This window comes from Sphingobium chungangianum (assembly GCF_977014255.1).
Window position 1 is genome coordinate 255,944 of the sequence record NZ_CDRNIV010000002.1, and the last position, 17,403, is coordinate 273,346.

Annotated in this window: 20 protein-coding genes; 8 read left to right on the top strand and 12 right to left on the bottom strand. The window is 60.6% G+C overall.

Annotated elements, in window-relative coordinates:
* Positions 1-79: 79 nt before the first annotated feature.
* From ACWNC0_RS01345 to ACWNC0_RS01355, 3 genes are all read left to right on the top strand, one after another.
* The gene (locus ACWNC0_RS01345; protein WP_449469069.1) at positions 80-292 is read left to right on the top strand and encodes a hypothetical protein; all 213 of its coding nucleotides are present in this window, start codon (positions 80-82) and stop codon (positions 290-292) included.
* A gap of 61 nt (positions 293-353) precedes the next feature.
* Positions 354-554, top strand: a complete 201-nt coding sequence (locus tag ACWNC0_RS01350) for a hypothetical protein (protein ID WP_449469070.1) — start codon at positions 354-356, stop codon at positions 552-554.
* A 5-nt stretch (positions 555-559) separates the two neighbouring features.
* Positions 560-1,396: a class I SAM-dependent methyltransferase gene (locus ACWNC0_RS01355; RefSeq protein ID WP_449469071.1), complete on the top strand. Its 837-nt coding sequence runs from the start codon at positions 560-562 to the stop codon at positions 1,394-1,396.
* Here the strand turns inward: ACWNC0_RS01355 and ACWNC0_RS01360 are convergent.
* Positions 1,393-1,797 (bottom strand): DUF2147 domain-containing protein, encoded by a 405-nt coding sequence (locus ACWNC0_RS01360; protein ID WP_449469072.1) that lies wholly within the window; start codon positions 1,795-1,797, stop codon positions 1,393-1,395. The two genes, ACWNC0_RS01355 and ACWNC0_RS01360, sit on opposite strands and share 4 nt — an antisense overlap.
* Positions 1,798-1,898: 101 nt before the next feature.
* Here ACWNC0_RS01360 and ACWNC0_RS01365 point away from each other — a divergent pair, with 101 nt between their 5' ends.
* The gene (locus ACWNC0_RS01365; protein WP_449469074.1) at positions 1,899-2,615 is read left to right on the top strand and encodes a methyltransferase domain-containing protein; all 717 of its coding nucleotides are present in this window, start codon (positions 1,899-1,901) and stop codon (positions 2,613-2,615) included.
* Here the strand turns inward: ACWNC0_RS01365 and ACWNC0_RS01370 are convergent.
* From ACWNC0_RS01370 to ACWNC0_RS01395, 6 genes are all read right to left on the bottom strand, one after another.
* Positions 2,602-3,699, bottom strand: a complete 1,098-nt coding sequence (locus ACWNC0_RS01370) for an NAD(P)/FAD-dependent oxidoreductase (protein WP_449469075.1) — start codon at positions 3,697-3,699, stop codon at positions 2,602-2,604. The two genes, ACWNC0_RS01365 and ACWNC0_RS01370, sit on opposite strands and share 14 nt — an antisense overlap.
* Positions 3,696-4,766 carry a type III polyketide synthase gene (locus tag ACWNC0_RS01375; protein WP_449469077.1) on the bottom strand — a complete coding sequence of 357 codons (1,071 nt, stop codon included), beginning with the start codon at positions 4,764-4,766 and terminating at the stop codon, positions 3,696-3,698. The genes ACWNC0_RS01370 and ACWNC0_RS01375 overlap by 4 nt, the downstream gene beginning before the upstream one ends.
* Positions 4,767-4,885: 119 nt before the next feature.
* The gene (locus tag ACWNC0_RS01380; protein WP_449469079.1) at positions 4,886-5,308 is read right to left on the bottom strand and encodes a nuclear transport factor 2 family protein; all 423 of its coding nucleotides are present in this window, start codon (positions 5,306-5,308) and stop codon (positions 4,886-4,888) included.
* Between the two features lie 8 nt (positions 5,309-5,316).
* Positions 5,317-6,132, bottom strand: coding sequence for an SDR family NAD(P)-dependent oxidoreductase (locus ACWNC0_RS01385; RefSeq protein ID WP_449469081.1), 816 nt, complete (start codon positions 6,130-6,132; stop codon positions 5,317-5,319).
* Positions 6,133-6,159: 27 nt separating this feature from the next.
* Positions 6,160-6,930, bottom strand: a complete 771-nt coding sequence (locus ACWNC0_RS01390; RefSeq protein WP_449469082.1) for an SDR family NAD(P)-dependent oxidoreductase — start codon at positions 6,928-6,930, stop codon at positions 6,160-6,162.
* Between the two features lie 11 nt (positions 6,931-6,941).
* A complete protein-coding gene (locus ACWNC0_RS01395; RefSeq protein ID WP_449469084.1) occupies positions 6,942-7,850 on the bottom strand; it encodes an NAD-dependent epimerase/dehydratase family protein in 909 nt (302 codons plus the stop codon).
* Positions 7,851-7,952: 102 nt separating this feature from the next.
* On the opposite strand from ACWNC0_RS01395, the gene ACWNC0_RS01400 reads away from it, so the two are divergent.
* Positions 7,953-8,333 (top strand): winged helix-turn-helix transcriptional regulator, encoded by a 381-nt coding sequence (locus tag ACWNC0_RS01400; protein ID WP_449469086.1) that lies wholly within the window; start codon positions 7,953-7,955, stop codon positions 8,331-8,333.
* Between the two features lie 155 nt (positions 8,334-8,488).
* Here the strand turns inward: ACWNC0_RS01400 and ACWNC0_RS01405 are convergent, their stop codons facing one another.
* The 3 genes from ACWNC0_RS01405 to ACWNC0_RS01415 all read right to left on the bottom strand — a co-directional run bounded on the left by ACWNC0_RS01405 (position 8,489) and on the right by ACWNC0_RS01415 (position 10,941).
* Positions 8,489-8,875: a nuclear transport factor 2 family protein gene (locus ACWNC0_RS01405; RefSeq protein ID WP_449469088.1), complete on the bottom strand. Its 387-nt coding sequence runs from the start codon at positions 8,873-8,875 to the stop codon at positions 8,489-8,491.
* A gap of 69 nt (positions 8,876-8,944) precedes the next feature.
* Positions 8,945-10,543 carry a GMC family oxidoreductase gene (locus ACWNC0_RS01410; protein WP_449469090.1) on the bottom strand — a complete coding sequence of 533 codons (1,599 nt, stop codon included), beginning with the start codon at positions 10,541-10,543 and terminating at the stop codon, positions 8,945-8,947.
* A gap of 20 nt (positions 10,544-10,563) precedes the next feature.
* Entirely contained in the window at positions 10,564-10,941 is a 378-nt protein-coding gene (locus tag ACWNC0_RS01415; protein ID WP_449469091.1) for a RidA family protein, read from the bottom strand.
* Between the two features lie 154 nt (positions 10,942-11,095).
* Here ACWNC0_RS01415 and ACWNC0_RS01420 point away from each other — a divergent pair, with 154 nt between their 5' ends.
* Positions 11,096-13,432 (top strand): TonB-dependent receptor, encoded by a 2,337-nt coding sequence (locus tag ACWNC0_RS01420; RefSeq protein WP_449469092.1) that lies wholly within the window; start codon positions 11,096-11,098, stop codon positions 13,430-13,432.
* 50 nt (positions 13,433-13,482) lie between these two features.
* On the opposite strand, the gene ACWNC0_RS01425 is transcribed toward ACWNC0_RS01420, so the two are convergent.
* Complete coding sequence (locus tag ACWNC0_RS01425) at positions 13,483-14,067, bottom strand: TetR/AcrR family transcriptional regulator (RefSeq protein ID WP_449469094.1); 585 nt, start codon at positions 14,065-14,067, stop codon at positions 13,483-13,485.
* A gap of 67 nt (positions 14,068-14,134) precedes the next feature.
* Here ACWNC0_RS01425 and ACWNC0_RS01430 point away from each other — a divergent pair, with 67 nt between their 5' ends.
* Positions 14,135-15,382 (top strand): MFS transporter, encoded by a 1,248-nt coding sequence (locus ACWNC0_RS01430; protein ID WP_449469096.1) that lies wholly within the window; start codon positions 14,135-14,137, stop codon positions 15,380-15,382.
* Between the two features lie 2 nt (positions 15,383-15,384).
* Positions 15,385-16,701 (top strand): NAD(P)/FAD-dependent oxidoreductase, encoded by a 1,317-nt coding sequence (locus ACWNC0_RS01435; protein WP_449469097.1) that lies wholly within the window; start codon positions 15,385-15,387, stop codon positions 16,699-16,701.
* A gap of 2 nt (positions 16,702-16,703) precedes the next feature.
* Here ACWNC0_RS01435 and ACWNC0_RS01440 read toward each other — a convergent pair whose 3' ends face one another.
* On the bottom strand, positions 16,704-17,390 hold the full coding sequence (locus ACWNC0_RS01440) for a Crp/Fnr family transcriptional regulator (protein WP_449469098.1): 687 nt from the start codon (positions 17,388-17,390) through the stop codon (positions 16,704-16,706).
* Positions 17,391-17,403: the final 13 nt, after the last annotated feature.

Below are 17,403 nucleotides of genomic sequence, written 5' to 3' on the forward strand. Positions count from 1 at the left end.
ATTCATAATAGTCGTCCTTATCTGCCGGAACTGGTTCAACCGCCGTTCGATTAATTAAAGCGCGGAGAAAGGTGAGCTGATGCCCAAGGATGAAGAGCGGCGGCAGCGGCGAAATGCCAAGCGATGGCTGTGGGCGATCGTTGCTGCGGGTCTGGCTCTGGCCGCGCTGATAGCTTATACCAGCCTGCGTGCACCCGATCCGGCATCGCGAAGGTCAGATGTGGCGGTCCCGGCCTCTGCAACCGCAGCACCAGTTGGGGACGACACCCGGAACGAATCGCCGCATCGGTAATTGCAATCTTTGCGATCCCTGCACGAGGGACCGATCTTCCTCATTTTCAGGAGTTTGATCGATGTCGCTAACCGGACTTACTGCCATCATCATCCTGATCGCTGCGGCCCTGCTCGGCCTGGTGCTTTATGCGCGCAATCGGGGGAGGTTGAGTAGCGGAACCGCGTTGATCGCTGCGCTCGTCATCATCGCTGCGGCTTCCGTCACGATGATCTATCCGTCTTTCCTGACCGCGACGCATGCGGATCGGCCGGTGCCCTGAACCGCATGATTGTTCCCGACCATGCGCCAACGTCCCGCAGCGTCGCGCTTCACTATGATGAGCTTGACCTCGCCTATCGTCGCATCTGGGGCGATCATGTTCACCACGGATATTGGCGCACCGGGACCGAAACGCCTGAGCAGGCCGCTGCCGAACTGGTGGCCACGGTGGAGCAAAGGCTTGGCATAGAGGCTGGGCACCGTATTTGCGACATTGGTTGCGGATATGGGGCGACGGCGGCCGATATCCTGACACGCCATGATGTGTCGATCGTCGGCCTGACGCTATCGGCGGCCCAGCACGCAATTGCGCAAGAGCGTTCGCCGCGCTTCAGCTGTGTGGTGCGGGACTGGTTGGACAACGGCCTGGAATCGGCGTCGTTCGACCGCGCTTATGCGATCGAGAGTTCCGAGCATATGACGGATAAGCCGCGCTTCTTCGCCGAGGCACGGCGCATATTGCGGCCGGGCGGCCGCTTGGTCGTGTGCGCCTGGCTGGAGGGGGAGGGGGCTTCTGCGTGGGAGGTGCGGCATTTGCTGCTGCCGATATGCAAGGAGGGCAGGTTGCCCAGCATGGGAAGCCGGGAAGATTATCTGACATTGGCCTCTGACGCTGGATTTCGCCTGATGGATCATCGGGACATCAGCCGGGAGGTGCGCCGGACCTGGTCGATATGCCTTGGTCGTTTGGCGAAGAGCGTGTTGAGCGACCGGGACATTCGTCGGCTTGCGCTTGGCCGCGCCACGATGAGCCGCGATTTCATATTGAGCCTTCCGCGCCTCATCCTTGCCTTACGTACAGGGGCGATGCGGTATGGGATATTCCAGTGGGAAGCGGTCTAGCCGCCTCGGGTCCAACGCCGCGATTCACAGATGAAGAGCACGCAGCCGGTGAGCTTCAGCGATCCGTCAGGGTTGCGCGCCAGTGACGAGCGATAGCTCTTGCCGCTTTTCGGATCATAGGCCCGCCCGCCTGTCCATGTGGAACCGGACCGGCTGAAATCCCAGAGGGTGAGAAGACCCGCCAGAGGCTGCGAGCGAAGGCGAGGATTCGGGTTGTGGACGTCTGTCTTGGGGACATCGGCACCCGTATCGAGCACTCGCACGATCCGGCCGCACAGTTTTGCGCCGCACGGCTCGATCCTGACAAGGCCCTTGCCGTCATCCGTCACCCATAGACCGGCTACGTCGGTTGCAGGAACCGCAGCCGAAGAGGCGAGCAAGAGGAGGGAAGCCGCCAACATTGTCATACTCCTATCCGCCCCGTCCTTTGCACGGTGAGACAAAAACTGTGGCGCATCAACTGCTTTCTCCGTGGTAGAATGATCGCGGGAGAAGACGAGACATGGCAAAGCTCATCACAAGATCGCGTCAGGAAGAGCAGATGGACGCGCCCGATCTCGATCCGGCCGTATATGAGCGGGTGCTTCACGATCTGGCCCGGGTCAACCGATGGACGTTTACAGCCTGGCCCACCATCGCCTTCCTCCAACGTGCAGTGGGACCGGCAAGACATTTCCGCCTGCTCGATGTCGGATTTGGCGACGGCGACGTTCTGCGCGCGATTGCCCGATGGGCGCGGCGCCGGGGTATCGATGCCGAGCTGATAGGCGTGGACCTGAATGAAAAGAGTTTGCAGGCGGCGCGGCATGCGACCCCGTCCGACCTGTCGATCGATTATCGGGCTGGCGATTATCTCGATCAGCCGGAGCCGTTCGACTTCATCATTTCAAGCCAGGTCACGCATCATATGACCGACGCGCAGCTGATGACTTTCCTGCGTCATATGGAGGCGAATGCGCGGATGGGCTGGTTGATCTGCGACCTGCACCGCCATGGCTTTGCACATTGGGGCTTTCCCATTCTGGCGCGGCTGCTGCGCGTCCACAGGATCGTGCGGGAAGATGGTCAATTATCGATCGCCCGATCCTTCCGTCGGCAGGAGTGGATCGACCTGCTGGCGCAGGCCGGCATATCCGAGGATCAGGTGCGGATAGTGCGCCGTTTTGCCTTTCGCCTATGCGTGGAGCGTGTGCGGGAGACGCCGGTCAACCTTTCCTGATACGGGTGAGGGATGCGGCGCCCGTTCCCAGTCCGGGCGCGAACCGTAAGAGCGACATGAGGATTTTACGGGTCAGCGGCGCTGCGGCGCCATGGCGCAGGGCTTCGGCAATGCCGACAGGCCGCGCGCATTGCCGCCGCCACTTGTCCTGCCATGCCGGTGAGCCTTCAGGTCCTGCGGCCAGCATTGCTCCGGCGGCGCTCGTTCCGCTGGCCAGGGCGATGGCGATACCGTCGCCTGCGAGGGAGGCTATGACGGCGCTCTGATCGCCGATGCGAAAGACGCCTTTGTGGCTTTGCGGCGCGCGCCAGCCATAGGGAACACCCGCGACAGCATCGAAATGGGCGGGGATGCCTTGAAGTCGTTCGCTGAGCAGTGGCGCCTCCTGTTGCAACTCGTCCAGCAGCGCGGGAACGCTCCCCGCCGTAGTGAGCCGATCTCTGCTTACCGACAGGCAGACGTTGATCGATCCATCCTCCTGCAACAGCAGTCCTGCATAGCCTTTATCGAACAGGTGCAGTTCAACGAAGCCCGACAGTGCGCCATGCAATTCGGAGGACGCAGGGAGGGAGGTGCGTAGCCCGACCGATGAGCTTGAGAAATCCCGGGCGACGCCGCGCAGCTCATGCTTGCCGACGCCTATGAACAGGGCGTCTGCGGTAAGCGTCTCGCCATTGTCGAAACGCACGGCGCGGCTATCTGGATCGGCTGTGCGAGCTGTTCGGCCTCGGCTGACAATAGCACCGGCGTCGGCCGCTGCCTCGATAAGGGCATTGTCCAGGACCTGGCGGGAAATACCGCCGGCGGTGGCGGGCAGGGCGGCTTCGACGCAGCGTGTCCCCGTGATGAGCCTGAAGCGGCTTATGGGCCGCGCCCCAAGTTTCCAGGGGTCCACCCCCAATTCCATAAGGCCAGCGATCGCGTCCCAGCCGAGAAAGCCGCCGCATACGCCAGCGGGGGCAGCGGCATGGCGTTCCACCAGATGCGGCCTCATTCCGGCACGGGCAAGCGTGATGGCAGCGGCCGAGCCAGCCGGGCCGCCGCCTATGATGAGCGCCTCCAGCTTGGCCAATCCCGTCATCATCCGGCTCGCGAAAAGCGGAATCCTTCCGCAGCGACGCCCGGTCCGAAGGCGAGCGCGACGCCGGGGCCGTGGCTCCCTTCATCGAGCAGATCGCTCAGGATAAACATCAGCGTTGCGGACGACATGTTGCCGTGGCGCGCGAGGATGCCGCGAGACACAGCCAGAGCATCGGGTTGCAGGTCCATGCCGTTTTCGACTGCGTCCAATATGGAACGGCCCCCGGCATGAACCGCCCAATTCGCGACCGATGCGGGATCAGTCGAACCGCAAATCCGGTCCCTGACGCCGTTGTCTCGTAGAGCGGTCTGAATGCGGCTCGGAACTTCACCGGAAAGGTGCATGACGAAACCGGCGTCGCCTATCTCCCACCGGATAAGATCGGCAGAACCCTCCAGATTTATCGCGAAGGGCGCATCCATCGCGAAACCGCGATTCTGCGCGCTAACCAGTGCCGCCGCTGCGCCATCGCCGAATTGCAGCATCATCAGCAATCTTTCGACCTGCTGTTCCCGCTGAAGGTGAAGCGACGACAGTTCGACGGTGACCACCAGTACGCGCGCATCGGGTTCCGACCGCACGATATGCCGCGCAGTCCGAAGCGCCGCGACCGCTGCGTAACAGCCCATGAAACCTACAAGTGTCCGCTCCACACCGACCAGACCCAGCGCGTCGGCGATGATCTGATCGACGCCGGGAGCGACGAAGCCGGTGCAACTGGCAACGACCAGATGGGTAATGCCATCGAGAACTATCTTTGCGCGCAAGGCGTCGATGGCTCGCAGGGCCAATTCAGGGGCGTAGCGATGATAGAGTTGCATGCGTTGCGATGTCGAAGGCATGGCGTCCGCATAAAAGCCGCCGGGATCGACAGGTGAGGCTTCCGCGTCCACTTGGGGAAGGACCGACCAGCGATGATTGATGCCGCTGCGCTCTGCCATGCGGACGAACAGGCTGCGCGCCCGTTCATCCACTAATTGCTGACTGGCCCATCGAATGAAAGGGGAATGCACATCCTGGTCAGGAACGGCGCAACCTATCGCGTTTATGCAGGCACGTCTTTCGTTCATCGCATTCCACTTTGTTGCCGGGGTCTATAACGCCGACGATGCGGTATATGATCCGGGCTGGACATGGTCCAACATGTGTAGCGCGATTTTGATTGCTTCCCAATGAATTGGGATTTGCGTTAGCCGTGACGAACCGTCACGGGCACCATTTCCTCCCACAACAGTTCGAGCTTACGCCGGGTAAAGCGCCACGCGTCCCCATCACGACGCCATTCATCGAGATAACGGATCGTCCAGCGCAAAATCTGGTCCGCGTCGTTGAGCAAATGATCGGCGGTGCAATAGGTCTCACCGCTGGCCCTATCACCGTCGATCATAACTGTCTGGTTATGGATGCGGTGGAAGGTCGAGCGGAACATCTGCGCGAGTCCGTCGATCGACATCAATGTCGCCTCCAGCCCTTCTGTGACGAAGCCCGGCCCTTCAATCCGGCAGTCATTCGCCAGCACGGATCGCCACAGCTGCTTGTCCTTCCGATCCGCACCCTGAGCGTAGATTTCCGCCGTGCGCCGGAGTGCTGCCTCATCGATCAGCTTGTTCATCGCGCCGCTCACAAGTTCATTCCGTTGCCAGTAACGATCGGCATGTTGGTCCACGTCCCGTTTATATCACGAATCCATCCGGCCGCTGCCAGCGAACCGCCATCGACATTGATGGCTGTTCCCGTGACCCAGGACGCGAGCGGGCTGGCGAGGTAAAGCGCTGCACCTGCGCAGTCGTCCGGATGGCCGAAGCGGCCGAGCGGCACCCATCTTTGCACATGTTCGCGGTTTTCCGGCGGCACCATATAATTGATCGGGGTTTGGGGTGTGTCCGTGGTTTCCGGCGCGATGTCATTCACCCTGATGCCGAGCGGCGCGAGTTCGAGCGCGAGGCTCTTGGTGAAGCCCGTTATCCCCCATTTGGCGGCGGCATAGACGGAGCAGTTGGGAATGCCGCGATAGGCTTCGATGGAGGTTATGTTGATGATCGAACTGCCGGGGGCCGATGCCTTCAGTAGCGGGAGCAGGCGGTTCGTCACGTGCATGAGGCTGATCAGGTTGAGGCCGACAATTTCCTGCATCTCATCGCGTGAGAGATCGGAAAATGCTTTGGCATGAAGGAAATGGCCGACATTGTTCACAAGGATATCGAGCTTGCCGCCCGTTTCCTGTTTCAGCCGGTCGGCCAGTGCATCAACCTGTTGTGGATCGTTGACGTCGCATTGGATTGCCCTACCGACGGTGAAATTGGCGCAGCGTTCCGGATCGATCTCCGCAATGAAGACCTGTGCGCCTTGCCGTGCAAAAGCGTCGGCGCAGGCGCGTCCGATCCCCGCGCCGCCGCCAGTCACCAAAACCGTCTTGCCCGTGAAATCCAGCATCATCCTGTCCTTGATTATTCTGTCCGTTGATCAGGCGCCGCCCAGTAGGTCCGGATTGCGCCGCAGTTCCTGTCCGCCATCGACTGCGAAGGATTGCCCGGTGACCCAGGACGCAGCGGGGCTGGCGAGATAGGCCACCGCCGCCGCGATATCTTCCGGCTCTCCCGTCCGTTTGAGCGGCGTTTGCTCCAGAAAGCGATCGATGACCGCCGGGCTGGCGAACATGTCCGCCGTCGCGTCGCTGCGGGTGAGGCCGGGGCGAACCGCGTTCACGCGGATGCCGAGCGCGCCCAGTTCGTCCGCCACCGTCCGGATCAATGCTTCCAGCCCGGCTTTGCTGGCGCAATAGGTAGCGAGCGCGGGGAAGGGGAGGGTCGCGGCCGTGGACGATATGCACACGATCGACCCGCCTTCGCGCATTAACCTGGCTCCGGCCTGCATCGCGATGAAAGCGCTGGTGATGTTGAGGTCAAGATCCCGGCGCAAATCCTCTACACTGGTCGAGAGGAAGGGGCCGAAGCCGCCCCCTCCGACCGCAGGCACCAGAATATCGAGGCGATCTGCCATGTCATAGGCCTGCGCAAGCGCGTCGCCGACATCCTTTTCGGAGGTAGCATCACCAGCGAAGGTCGCGACCTGGGCGTCCGGAAAATCGCCGATTATGCGGGTGCGCGCTGCGTTCAGCGCTTCGTGCCTGCGCCCCGTGATGAGCACGCGCGCGCCATCGGCAGCCAGCGCCCGTGCGCAAGCCGTGCCGATACCGCCGCTGCCCCCCGTAACGACCGCAGTCTTGCCTGCCAAAGGAGCAATGCTCATTTTGCCGACCGGAACTGATCGACGACTTCCTTCACCGCACGCGCGACGTCTTTGCGGCGGTAGCGAAGGTCAGACATCGTCTGGGCGTCAGGCTCGTACCGCACCATGTTCCCGCGCCCGGTGAAGATGGCGGCGTCCGGCAACATGGGATGTTCCTGATCCAGCGAAGGCACATCCACACCATTCCCGGCGGCTTGGAAGAACAGCTTGAAATAGTCCGCGAAACTCAGATTTTCGTCGCCGACCAGATAGGCTTTGCCATTTTCGCCCCGTTCCAGAGCGGCCTGGATAGCTTCCGACAAGGACTGGGTGGAAATGAAGTTGGTGCCGCCAGCAGGGCCGAAAGGCGGGATGCCAAGCTGTCCTTCGGCATAGCGGGTGTAGGCTTCGAACATCGGCAAGCTCATGCCCGGAACGGTGCCAACAACGAACGGCGCATCCAGGCTGACGACGTGGAAGCTGTCGTCCGCCAGCGCGGCAATACCGTCGGTGGCGAGCTTACGGGCGCGGATATAGACATTTGTTTCCAGCAGTTCCGGCGCAATATGCGGGTAGAAGCTGCCGATATGGATGAAGTGCCGGACGCCTGCCTGCTTGGCGAGTGCGGCGAACTGCGGCACCGCTTCGGCGTTCGCGCGCAGGACATGAGCGTCATAATCGGCCCCTTGCGGAACATGGCGGATGTCGTTGCCCGCCGCGAAGACGATGGCGTCAAAGCCGGTTAAGTCCTGCGTCGTGAAGCTACCCTCAACATAATCGCCCTGCAAAAAAGGCAGGCGCGACAATTCAGTGCTTTGTTGCGGGGGCTTGCGGCCCGAGACGGTAACATCATGCCCCTGCGAAGCAAGATGAAGGGCCGCATGGCCGCCGATCATGCCGGTGCCGCCGATAACAAGAATTTTCATGATAGCTTCCTCTCCACGGGCGCCTCGCGCCTCCTGATGAAAGAGGGCTACCGATTCTAGTTTCGATTTGCAACAAGGCACCGATTAGGTATTAAGTATCTCATGGATACTAAAGTAGACCCGCAAACCGCCTTGGAGATTCTCGAACTGGTCGGGAACAAGTGGACGATGCTCGTCACCTACAGACTGGGTGATGGCGTGATGCGCTTTTCCGATCTCAAGCGCTGCGCAGCGCCTATCAGCTCCAAGATGCTGACCCAGACGCTGCGCGAACTTGAGCGTTTCGGGATGGTGTCAAGGGAGGTCCGACCGACCATGCCGCCGAGCGTGGAATATCGGCTGACGGATCTGGGCAGGGGGTTCCTGGGGACCGTCAGCCAGATTTGTGACTGGATCGGGGACAATCATGAAGCGCTGGAACAGGCGCGCGAGCGTGAGGCTGCAAGGTCGCAGGACAGTCGTGTGGCGTTCATCGGCGTTTGACCTGCCGTCTGGATCAACGGGTCATATTCAACATTTCCTGAAAGCGTCGCGACTCATAACGGCGATCACCGGGTCGAAGGCTTCGACGATGTTTCCGCTGATTTGTGTTTCGACGCGCCGTTGAATACGCCAGCCGATTTCGAGCCGACGGTAGGTCACCTGATAGTAGCCAGCCGCGTGGCGTTGGCCGCTATGCCTTGCCCCGGGCCGGAAGATGCCGATCCACTGGAAGTGGACACGTGGCCCCAAGCCATGTCTCCATCAACGCGAAGGCGGGGTGCGGTGTTAAAATGGAGCCCCTGATAATATTCACTGACTTCCGCGCAAAACCCCGCAAGTTCCTCTGTTCCTGTCACTAGGCGGGTTGGCTGGTCGCCGGATTTGGTAATCTCGAACACTCCGTCCGGGGTGAAGACGTCCGCCCAACCATCTGTGTCTCCGCTATCCCAGGCGCGGGAATATTCTGCTTCCAGATCGATAATCTCTAACCGGTCTTCTGCGGCCGCGAGACGTCGTTCGAATGTGGCAAATGCGTTTTCCATGATTTGATCCCGAAAAGAGGTGAGCACGATTGCGCCCTCAATTTGATGTCTTCATGCGAGCTGCAACTTTCACCCATTCAGCATCATCTCCGCGGCCTTTTCCGCGATCATGATGATCGAGGCATTAGGATCGCCTGTAGTGATCCGCGGCATGACGGAACCATCGACCACGCGTAGCCCGTCAATGCCATGCACACGCAGTTGATCATCGACTACCGCCATATCGTCATGACCCATGCGGCAGGTGCCCACCGCTTCGTAATTGACGTGGCAGTCCCGTCGAAAAAAGGCATCAAGCTCCGCGTCGGTAGAACAATGAGCGCCCGGGTGATATTCCTCGCCGCGATATTTGGCGTAGGCAGGTTGCTTGAAGATTTCCCGCGCTATCCGAACGCCGCGCCGCAGGGCATCGCGGTCGCGCTCCTCAGCGAGATAGTTAGCGTCGATGATCGGCTGCGCGAACGGATCGGACGATCGCAACTTCAACTCCCCGCGGCTTTCCGGGCGAGTCAGGATGACGAGATTGGTAAAGCCATGTTGGCGAACGATCTGCGCGCCCTCACCCGACAGGATCGGCAGGAAATAATATTTGAGGTCAAGTTCGTCATGCCCTGGCGCACCTGATCGCAGATAGGCGATGACGTCCGTGCTGAAGCCCGCAAGCGGCCCGGTGTGCGTCGTCATGTAGCGCAAACCTGCCGCCGCGATCCGCAAGGGGTTCGAGATGAACTTATAATCCGACACCGGTTCGGGACTGATTATCTGAACCTGAGAGCCGATATGGTCGTGCAGATTCTGACCGACGCCCTTGAGGTCTGCAACCGCTCTGATCCCGATCGACCGGAGATGGTCGCCATCGCCGATGCCCGACAGCATGAGCAATTGGGCTGACTGGAAAGTACCGCCGCTACTGATGACCTCGCGAACGGCGCGAGCCTGTGCGATACGGCCTTTCTGGCGATATTCGACTCCTACCGCACGATGGCCGTCCATAATGATGCGGGTGACGTGGGCTTTCGTACGAACCGTCAGGTTCGGCCGCTTGTTTGCGGGCCGAAGATAGGTGACCGCCGTGCTCATTCGGCGGCCTTTGCGGATCGTATATTCGCATGGACCGAAACCCTCCGGCGCGGCGCCATTATGGTCGTCGCTATAGGGGAAGCCTGCCTGCTGCGCGGCTTCAAGCCATGCCTTGTGGCCCGGGTTGGTCACCTTTGCGTGCGTCACCGGCAGAGGACCGCTGCCGCCGTGAAATTCATTCTCCCCACGCCAACTGCATTCCGCCCGTTTGAAATAGGGCAGGACATCCGAATAGGACCAGCCGCTGTTGCCAAGGTCAGCCCACAGGTCGAAGATTTCGGGGCTGCCCCGGCTGTAGCACATGCCGTTGATCGAACTGCTGCCGCCCAGAACCTTGCCGCGCGCATCATTGAGGACGCGGTTGTCCAGATGCTTCTGGGGCGCGGTTTGATACTTCCAACTGACCATTCCGGCCTGAAGCATCGGGAAGAAACCCGCAGGCATGTGGATCAACGGATTGATGTCCCGTCCACCTGCCTCAAGCAAAAGGACCTTGATCGCCGGGTCGGCGGAAAGCCGGTTGGCAAGGACACATCCGGCCGAACCAGCGCCGACCACGATATAATCAAACTCTTCAGCGGTCTTCACGAATTTCCTCCCTCGTCATTTCAGCGTGCAGGATTGGGCAGGCTTGCGATGGCCTTGATCTCTACGAGCGAGCCCGGATAGCCGAGCGCCGCGACGCCCACCGCCGTCCAGCAGCAAATGGCGCCATTCAGGAAGCTGGCCTTGGCGGCCATGAATGCGTCCATATGGTCGGGGAAGCCGACATGGAAGGTGGTGAGGTCAACGATATCGCTCGCCTTGCTTCCATGACGCGCAAGGACTTCGGCTAGCGCATCGAAGGCGAGCGCAAACTGCCGTGACGGGTCAGCGGGCACGGTTCCGTCGGCCTCCACACCGATCTGGCCGGAGCAGAACAAAAGTTCGCCCACCACCTTCGCTTCACACAATCCATAGCTTTCGGCGCCTTCAATATCAGACATGTCTTCTCCTCCTCCGCGCGGCGATCCGCTGCGACCAATGCGCTTTGTCATAAACGATACAAAATGTCTTGTTAAATAAAAAACGCTGTGCCAATTGCCGTCGCCAAGAACAGGAACGGGCTCAGACGAGTCCATAAAATAGGGGAGTATTGGCATGAGAGTTGGACTCTGTTCGCGCTACGCGTTGCTGGCGGGGGTGGCATGGAGCGCGACCCCGGCGTGGGCGGCCGCACCACAGGAGCAGGCCGCGACACCGGTCGCGCAGGGCGAGGTCTCCCGTCTGGAAACCATTGTAGTGACGGCGCGGCGGACACGCGAAAACCTCCAGAACACGCCAGTCGCCGTGACCGCGATGTCTGGCGAATTGCTGGACAGGCTGAACATCCGCGACGTCGTTGCTACGGCTCAATTCACCCCTAATCTGGGCATCAGCCAGCAGCCCGCGTCGATCACCGCCGCATCGGTGTTCATTCGCGGCATCGGCAACGCGTCGCCCAGCGCGGTGTCCGAGCAGGGGGTCGGCATCTATCTGGACGGCGTCTACATCGCCCGATCGGCCGGCGCGGTTTTCGATCTGGTCGATCTGGAACGGATCGAAGTGCTGCGCGGTCCACAGGGGACGTTGTTCGGTCGTAACAGTGTTGGCGGCGCCGTCCAACTGATCAGCCGCAAGCCTGCCGATCATGCAGGCTTCGAAGGCAAGGCAGGCTATGGCAGTTTTGACGACTGGTATGCTCGGGCGCGCTTCGATACCGGATATATTGCTGGAATGCCGATCAAGGCGTCCGTTTCCTATATGCACCGGCAGCGCGACGGCTATTTCGACAATGTCCTGGCGCCGTCCAACCAGGACCCGGGCGCGCTCAACAGCGAAGCCGTCACGGCTGCGGTTCAGGGAGACTTTGGTGACCTGACCGTCAACTATGGTTTCGACTACAACACGCGCACCGGCATTCCGGCCTTCTTCCAGGTCGTCAATGCCACCGACGATGTGCGCAACTATTTTGGTGCGTCGCCGCTGTTCGGGGGCTCATCTTTCCAGATTGGCGCGGACGGACTGCGCAAGGGCGAACAGCAGCCCGCGCTCGACCTGAATGGCAATCCTACCTTCGGGGTGAAGGCGAGAGTCTATGGCCATGCGTTGACACTGAACTATCAGCTGATCCCGGAACTCGCGATCAAGTCGATCACAGCCTATCGCTCCTACCGCCAGGATGGCGCGAACGGCCTGTCGGGCAATGGCACGCTGCGCGGCTTTACGCTTAGCCCGATCCTGTTCGTCGATGGCACTGTCGTGCCGACCGGGGTGCAGCCGGTTACGCCCTATGATGGTTACACGACGCAACGCCAGCATCAGTTTTCGCAGGAAGTGCAATTGCTGGGTGAAGCCGGTGAATTCAAATATGTCGGCGGCGCATTCTATTTCAGCGAGAAGTCTTCCGAAGCCAATTATCAGCAGCTGACCTTTGTGCTGCCGGGCGGCGACGCCGGCGTCAACCTCTCCCCCTTGCAGGCATTTTCGGGCAAAGCGCGTTCCTATGCGCTGTTCGGCCAGATCAGCTACACGCCGGAAGGCAGCGGCCTCGAACTAACGGGCGGGGTTCGCTATACGCGTGACAAGAAATGGCTGACGCTGGCGGGCGATGTACAGCCCAATCTGGATGGGCAGGTTTCCTATCGCAATCTTTCATGGCTGACGTCGGCTAATTACCGACTTCGGCAGGATTTGATGGGCTATGTCCGTGTGTCCAGTGGTTTCCGGTCGGGCGGCATCAATCCTTCCGCTTCGGAGATCAATGTCTTCGCGCCAGAGAAGGTGGTCGCATATGAGGCGGGGCTGAAGGGTGAGTGGTTCGACCATATGCTACGGACCAATTTGTCCGCTTTCTATGTCGATTACCGCGACCTTCAGATCTCGCAATTTCTGGCTGGCACGGGCGGTGCGACTTCGGCGATCGTCAATGCGGGACGCGTGGCATATCGGGGTGTTGAGGCCGAAATCACCGCCATTCCGGTGCAGGGACTGACGATAGATGCGTCGTTGGGCTACACATCGCCCAAATATAAAAGCTATCTTTATCGTGATCCTGCGACCAATGAGCTGGTCAATGTCGCGTCCGAAGCACGCCTGTCGCAAGCGGCGAAGCTCAACACGCATATCGGCGTTCAATATGATTACGGTCTGCCCATTGGAAAGTTGTCGCTGCGCGCCGACTATGCCTATCGCAGTACGGTTTACTGGTTCACGATCGATCGATTGAACCTGTTCAATCGCGATATCCGGTCTCGCCCGGATCATAATCTGCGTGCCCGCATTTCGCTGGCGGATATTGCCGCGGGTGGAGGCAAGCTGGACGTCGGCGTGTGGGGCGACAACCTCTCCAATCAGCGCAATATCGATTTCGGCATCGACTTCGGCAGCCTTGGCTATGGCAGCGCCTCGTTCAAGAAAAAGCGCACATTCGGGGTGGATGCGAAGTTCACTTATTGAGCGATCGGCAGCCGGGGGAAGGGCGAGCCTTCTCCCCGGCTGTCGGCAAGTCAGCCTTTCACCCCGGGGATCTCGCATCCCCTGATCAGCAGGTTCGTCAGTTGCTCCAGATGATCGTCATCCGGCCGGTCCTTCGCGATCACGATCAGGCCCGCTATCGATGTGAACAATGTCGCGATCACCATCGTGATGTCCACATCGGGGCGGATCAATCCCGCGCGCTGCGCCTCACGAAGCGGTTCCCCCATGTCATGCGAGATGGACAGCCACTGACGCCTCGTTTCCTCGTTGAGGAAGCCGGGTCCAAGGCTGGCGATCAGGCCATTGATGGCGATTTCATCCGGTTCCGAGGAGAAGTCGCGAAATGCCGTGGCAATCGCGCGCAGATGATCGCGCCAGTCGGACCCGGGTTCGACCTGGAACGTCGAATTATGTGTCGTCAACGCCTCTGCGATCAGCGCCTCTTTGCTGGGCCAACGTGCATAGATGGTCGATCGCGCAATGCCGGACTGTTCCGCCACATCCAGCATCGAAAACTCGGTCGCCCCGCTCTTGATGAGGTGAAGAACGGTCGCGGCAACGCTCTGCCTGACCCTTTCGGTGCGCCCTCCGGGGCGGATGTTGCCGCGCGTCATGCGCGACCCATATCGGGCCGCCAGTGCCCGGTTCAAGTGCCATTTCATGGAACATGAGAGATTATATATGCAGGCGACCGGGCAGAATGCGGTGTCGGAAGGAGAGGCGATGTCCCCAGATGAGCCGTGGGGACTGCTGCTCATCCTCTCGACGATCGGTTTTCTGCTGATCGGGGGCATGCTGACGTCGCTCAGCATCTATGTGTCTGTGATGCAGGCACATTTTGGCTGGAGCGAAGCGTCAATGGGTGGCGGGCCGGTCATGCTGCTGCTTGGCATGAGCATCGGCAATCTGAGCGTCGGCGCGCTCATGCGGCGTTTGGGGGTGAGGGGGCTGTTTCTCGTCGGTGTGAGCATTGCCCTGTGCGGCTGGGTGGCGGCCGGGTTCGTAGGGTCTCTGGCCGAATTCATGGCGGCAATGGCACTGTCGGGCATCGGCACGGGCGTCGCGACGATCGTGCCGGGCATCGCCGTGATTTCGCAATGCTTTCATCGGCGAAGGGGATTGGCGGTGGCGCTGTTCATTGGGGCCAGCGCTCTTGCCAGCTCCACCATGCCGGTTGCCAGCCGTTGGCTGATCGACGCTGCGGGATGGCGGCAGTCTTTCTGGATTTTCGGATCAGTCGTCGCCCTGATCGGCCTGCCTCTCTTGTGTCGCCTTCCCCGTAGGATCAACGGCGGCCAACGTCATGAGCATCAGGCGTCGGGCCTCACGGTAGAACAGGGACTGAAACTGCCCGCCTTCTGGATATTGACCCTGGTCCTGACAATCAGCCAGTTCGGAATGAACGCGATATTGTTCAACCTCATCGCCTATCTGCGCAAGACCGGCTTTTCGGGTAGCGATGCCGTCACCCTTTTCGGCGTCGCCAATTTCATGAGCCTTCCTGGCCTGATGATAGGCGGTCACCTGTCCGATCGGGTGAGCGGGCGCATTCTCCTGCCGCTGATCCTGCTAATTCAAAGCGTGGGCACATTGGCGCTGCTCGGCGTCGGGCACGGCTATGGTGCTATTCTGCTGTTCATCCTGTGCTGGGGCGGCGTTGCAGGATTACCCGCGCAGGCCGGTTCGATGTTGCTGGGCGAAATTATCGGGCAGCGGGCTTATGCCACGATGTTGGGGATCGTCTTCACGGTGAATGGCTTTCTCGCCGCGCTGGCACCGGCGATCATGGGCTGGGCCTATGAAGCGACCGGTGGATATTCCCGGCCGATACTCGTCATCGCGGCGCTTTGCCTGCTCGCCGCCTGCGCCTCGACTTTCTGCCGTGCAAGACCTGCGCGCGATGAATCCACCCTCTGTCTGGAAATATGATCATGTCGAACAACGAAGCCTATGAACGGGGGGAAGTGCCTGTAGCGAGCAGCGGCTGGACAAAACCACAGGGGCTGGCGAGAGCATGGCCGAGCCTGTTGGATGATGTTTCGACTGATGTCGTGGTGATCGGCGCCGGGCTGGCGGGCGCTTCTCTAGCGCTTCACTTGGCGGAGGCGGGGATCGGCGTGGCCGTGCTGGAGGCACGACAGCCCGGCTGGGGCGCCTCCGGGCGTAATGCCGGTCATGTGCTGCCGATCCTGCGCGACATAAAGCTGTTCGAGCGCTTTCCGGACGGTGGAAAGCACTTCCTGGAACTGTTTCGCGAGCATCACACCATCCCCTTCGATCTTTCCGCCCGATTTGGGATCGACTGCGACGCGGTTCGCTCAGGCTATATCAATGGCATGAAGACACGGAGGGCCTTTGACGCCTTCGTCCGGACCTTCGCCTATCTGGAGACGAGCGGACTTCAGCGGCTGACGGTTGCGTCCAGCGCGGAAATGAAGGCGCGAACCGGATCAAACGCCTATCCCTTTGGCGTGATCTTTGAAGATGGCGGGCGGGTGAACCCCTATCTCTTCACCAACGGCATGATCGCGACGGCGGCCCGGCTGGGCGCGCAAATTCATGGAGACAGCGAAGCTCTGTCACTTGAACCGGCGCAGGGCCGGTGGCGGGTGCGGACCCGGAGCGGCAGCGTGCTGGCTGATCGCGTGATCTTCTGCACTGCAGCCTATCCAGGGGCCATTGAACCGGCGTTTCGTAAAGCCTTCTATCCCCTGACCGCCTATGCATTGACGACAAAGCCTCTGCCGCCCGAAGCACTGGATATCATCCTGCCCGGCGGGGGCACGTTCGCGCAGGCGCCGGTCGATCTTAATCCGATGGTCCGCGATTGCCACAACCGATTGATCCTCTCCTCCATTCCTCGTGTTGGGGGTGCCCATGATGCGGCATGGCATTTCCGATCCCAATTGCGATGGTTGCACCGGGTCTGGCCAGAAGCTCGCGGCATGGGAATTGAGATGGAGGATTATTGGACCGGCCGTGTCGCGATGCGAAAGGCGCAATTTCCGGGCGTGTTCGAATTGGCGAACAATGTCTTTGGCCTCATGTATTTCAATGCCTGGGGCAATGTCATGGCGCCGCTGATGGGCAAGATCATGGCGGACGCGCTGGCGCGCGATGCCATGCACGCCTTACCCTTCCCGTTGGAAAAGCCGGAACCTGTCTCGTTCAACCGGAAATATGAGGTGCTGATCCGCCATCTTCTGCTGCCAGCTGCCCGGGTGGGACAGCACTGGGGTGTTCTGTAGCGTCAGTCCGCTGCCGCCACGCCGCGTAACCCATCAGCGTCGGTCAGTTCGATACGGCCATAGCCCAGCCGGATCAGCCCCACCCGCTCGAACGCGGCGAGATGCAGGTTAATTGTCTTGCGCGTGACGCCGATCATCTCCCCCAATGCCTGCTGGCTGAGCCGGACGACGAGTCCGTCATCTGACGCGACTGCCGAAGCCAGCAGGCGCGAAGCGATGCGTTGCCGGGGCGGCAGCGCCATCAACTCAGCGAGCATATGGAGGGTCCGGCGCATATTGGTGTAAGCAAAGTCGGCGATAGCCCGCCAGATTTCAGGGCACTTCTCGGCAATCCGTTCCAGCGCGCTCTCCCTGATTTCCAGCAACATGCTTGGTTCAACCGATATAGCGGTCACTAACCGAGGGCCGCCGCTGAACCGTGTCGCATGGCCCAGCACCGATCCGGGGCCGGATGGGCCGATCATCACCTGCCTGTCGCCCGGCGCGGTGCAGAAGGAATGAAATAATCCGTCGATCACCACGAAAAGGCCGCTTCGATCATCCCCTTGCGCCTGCGCCCATTGGCCCGTGTCCAGATGAATGACCCGACCGTGCGCCAGAAGCTCCTCCGCCAACGCCGCAGGATACTCCCGCAGCCAGTCCGTGCTGCGCAACAGGCGGAGTGCCGATGCATGTTCGCTCTTTTTCATAGTTCAAATGTAA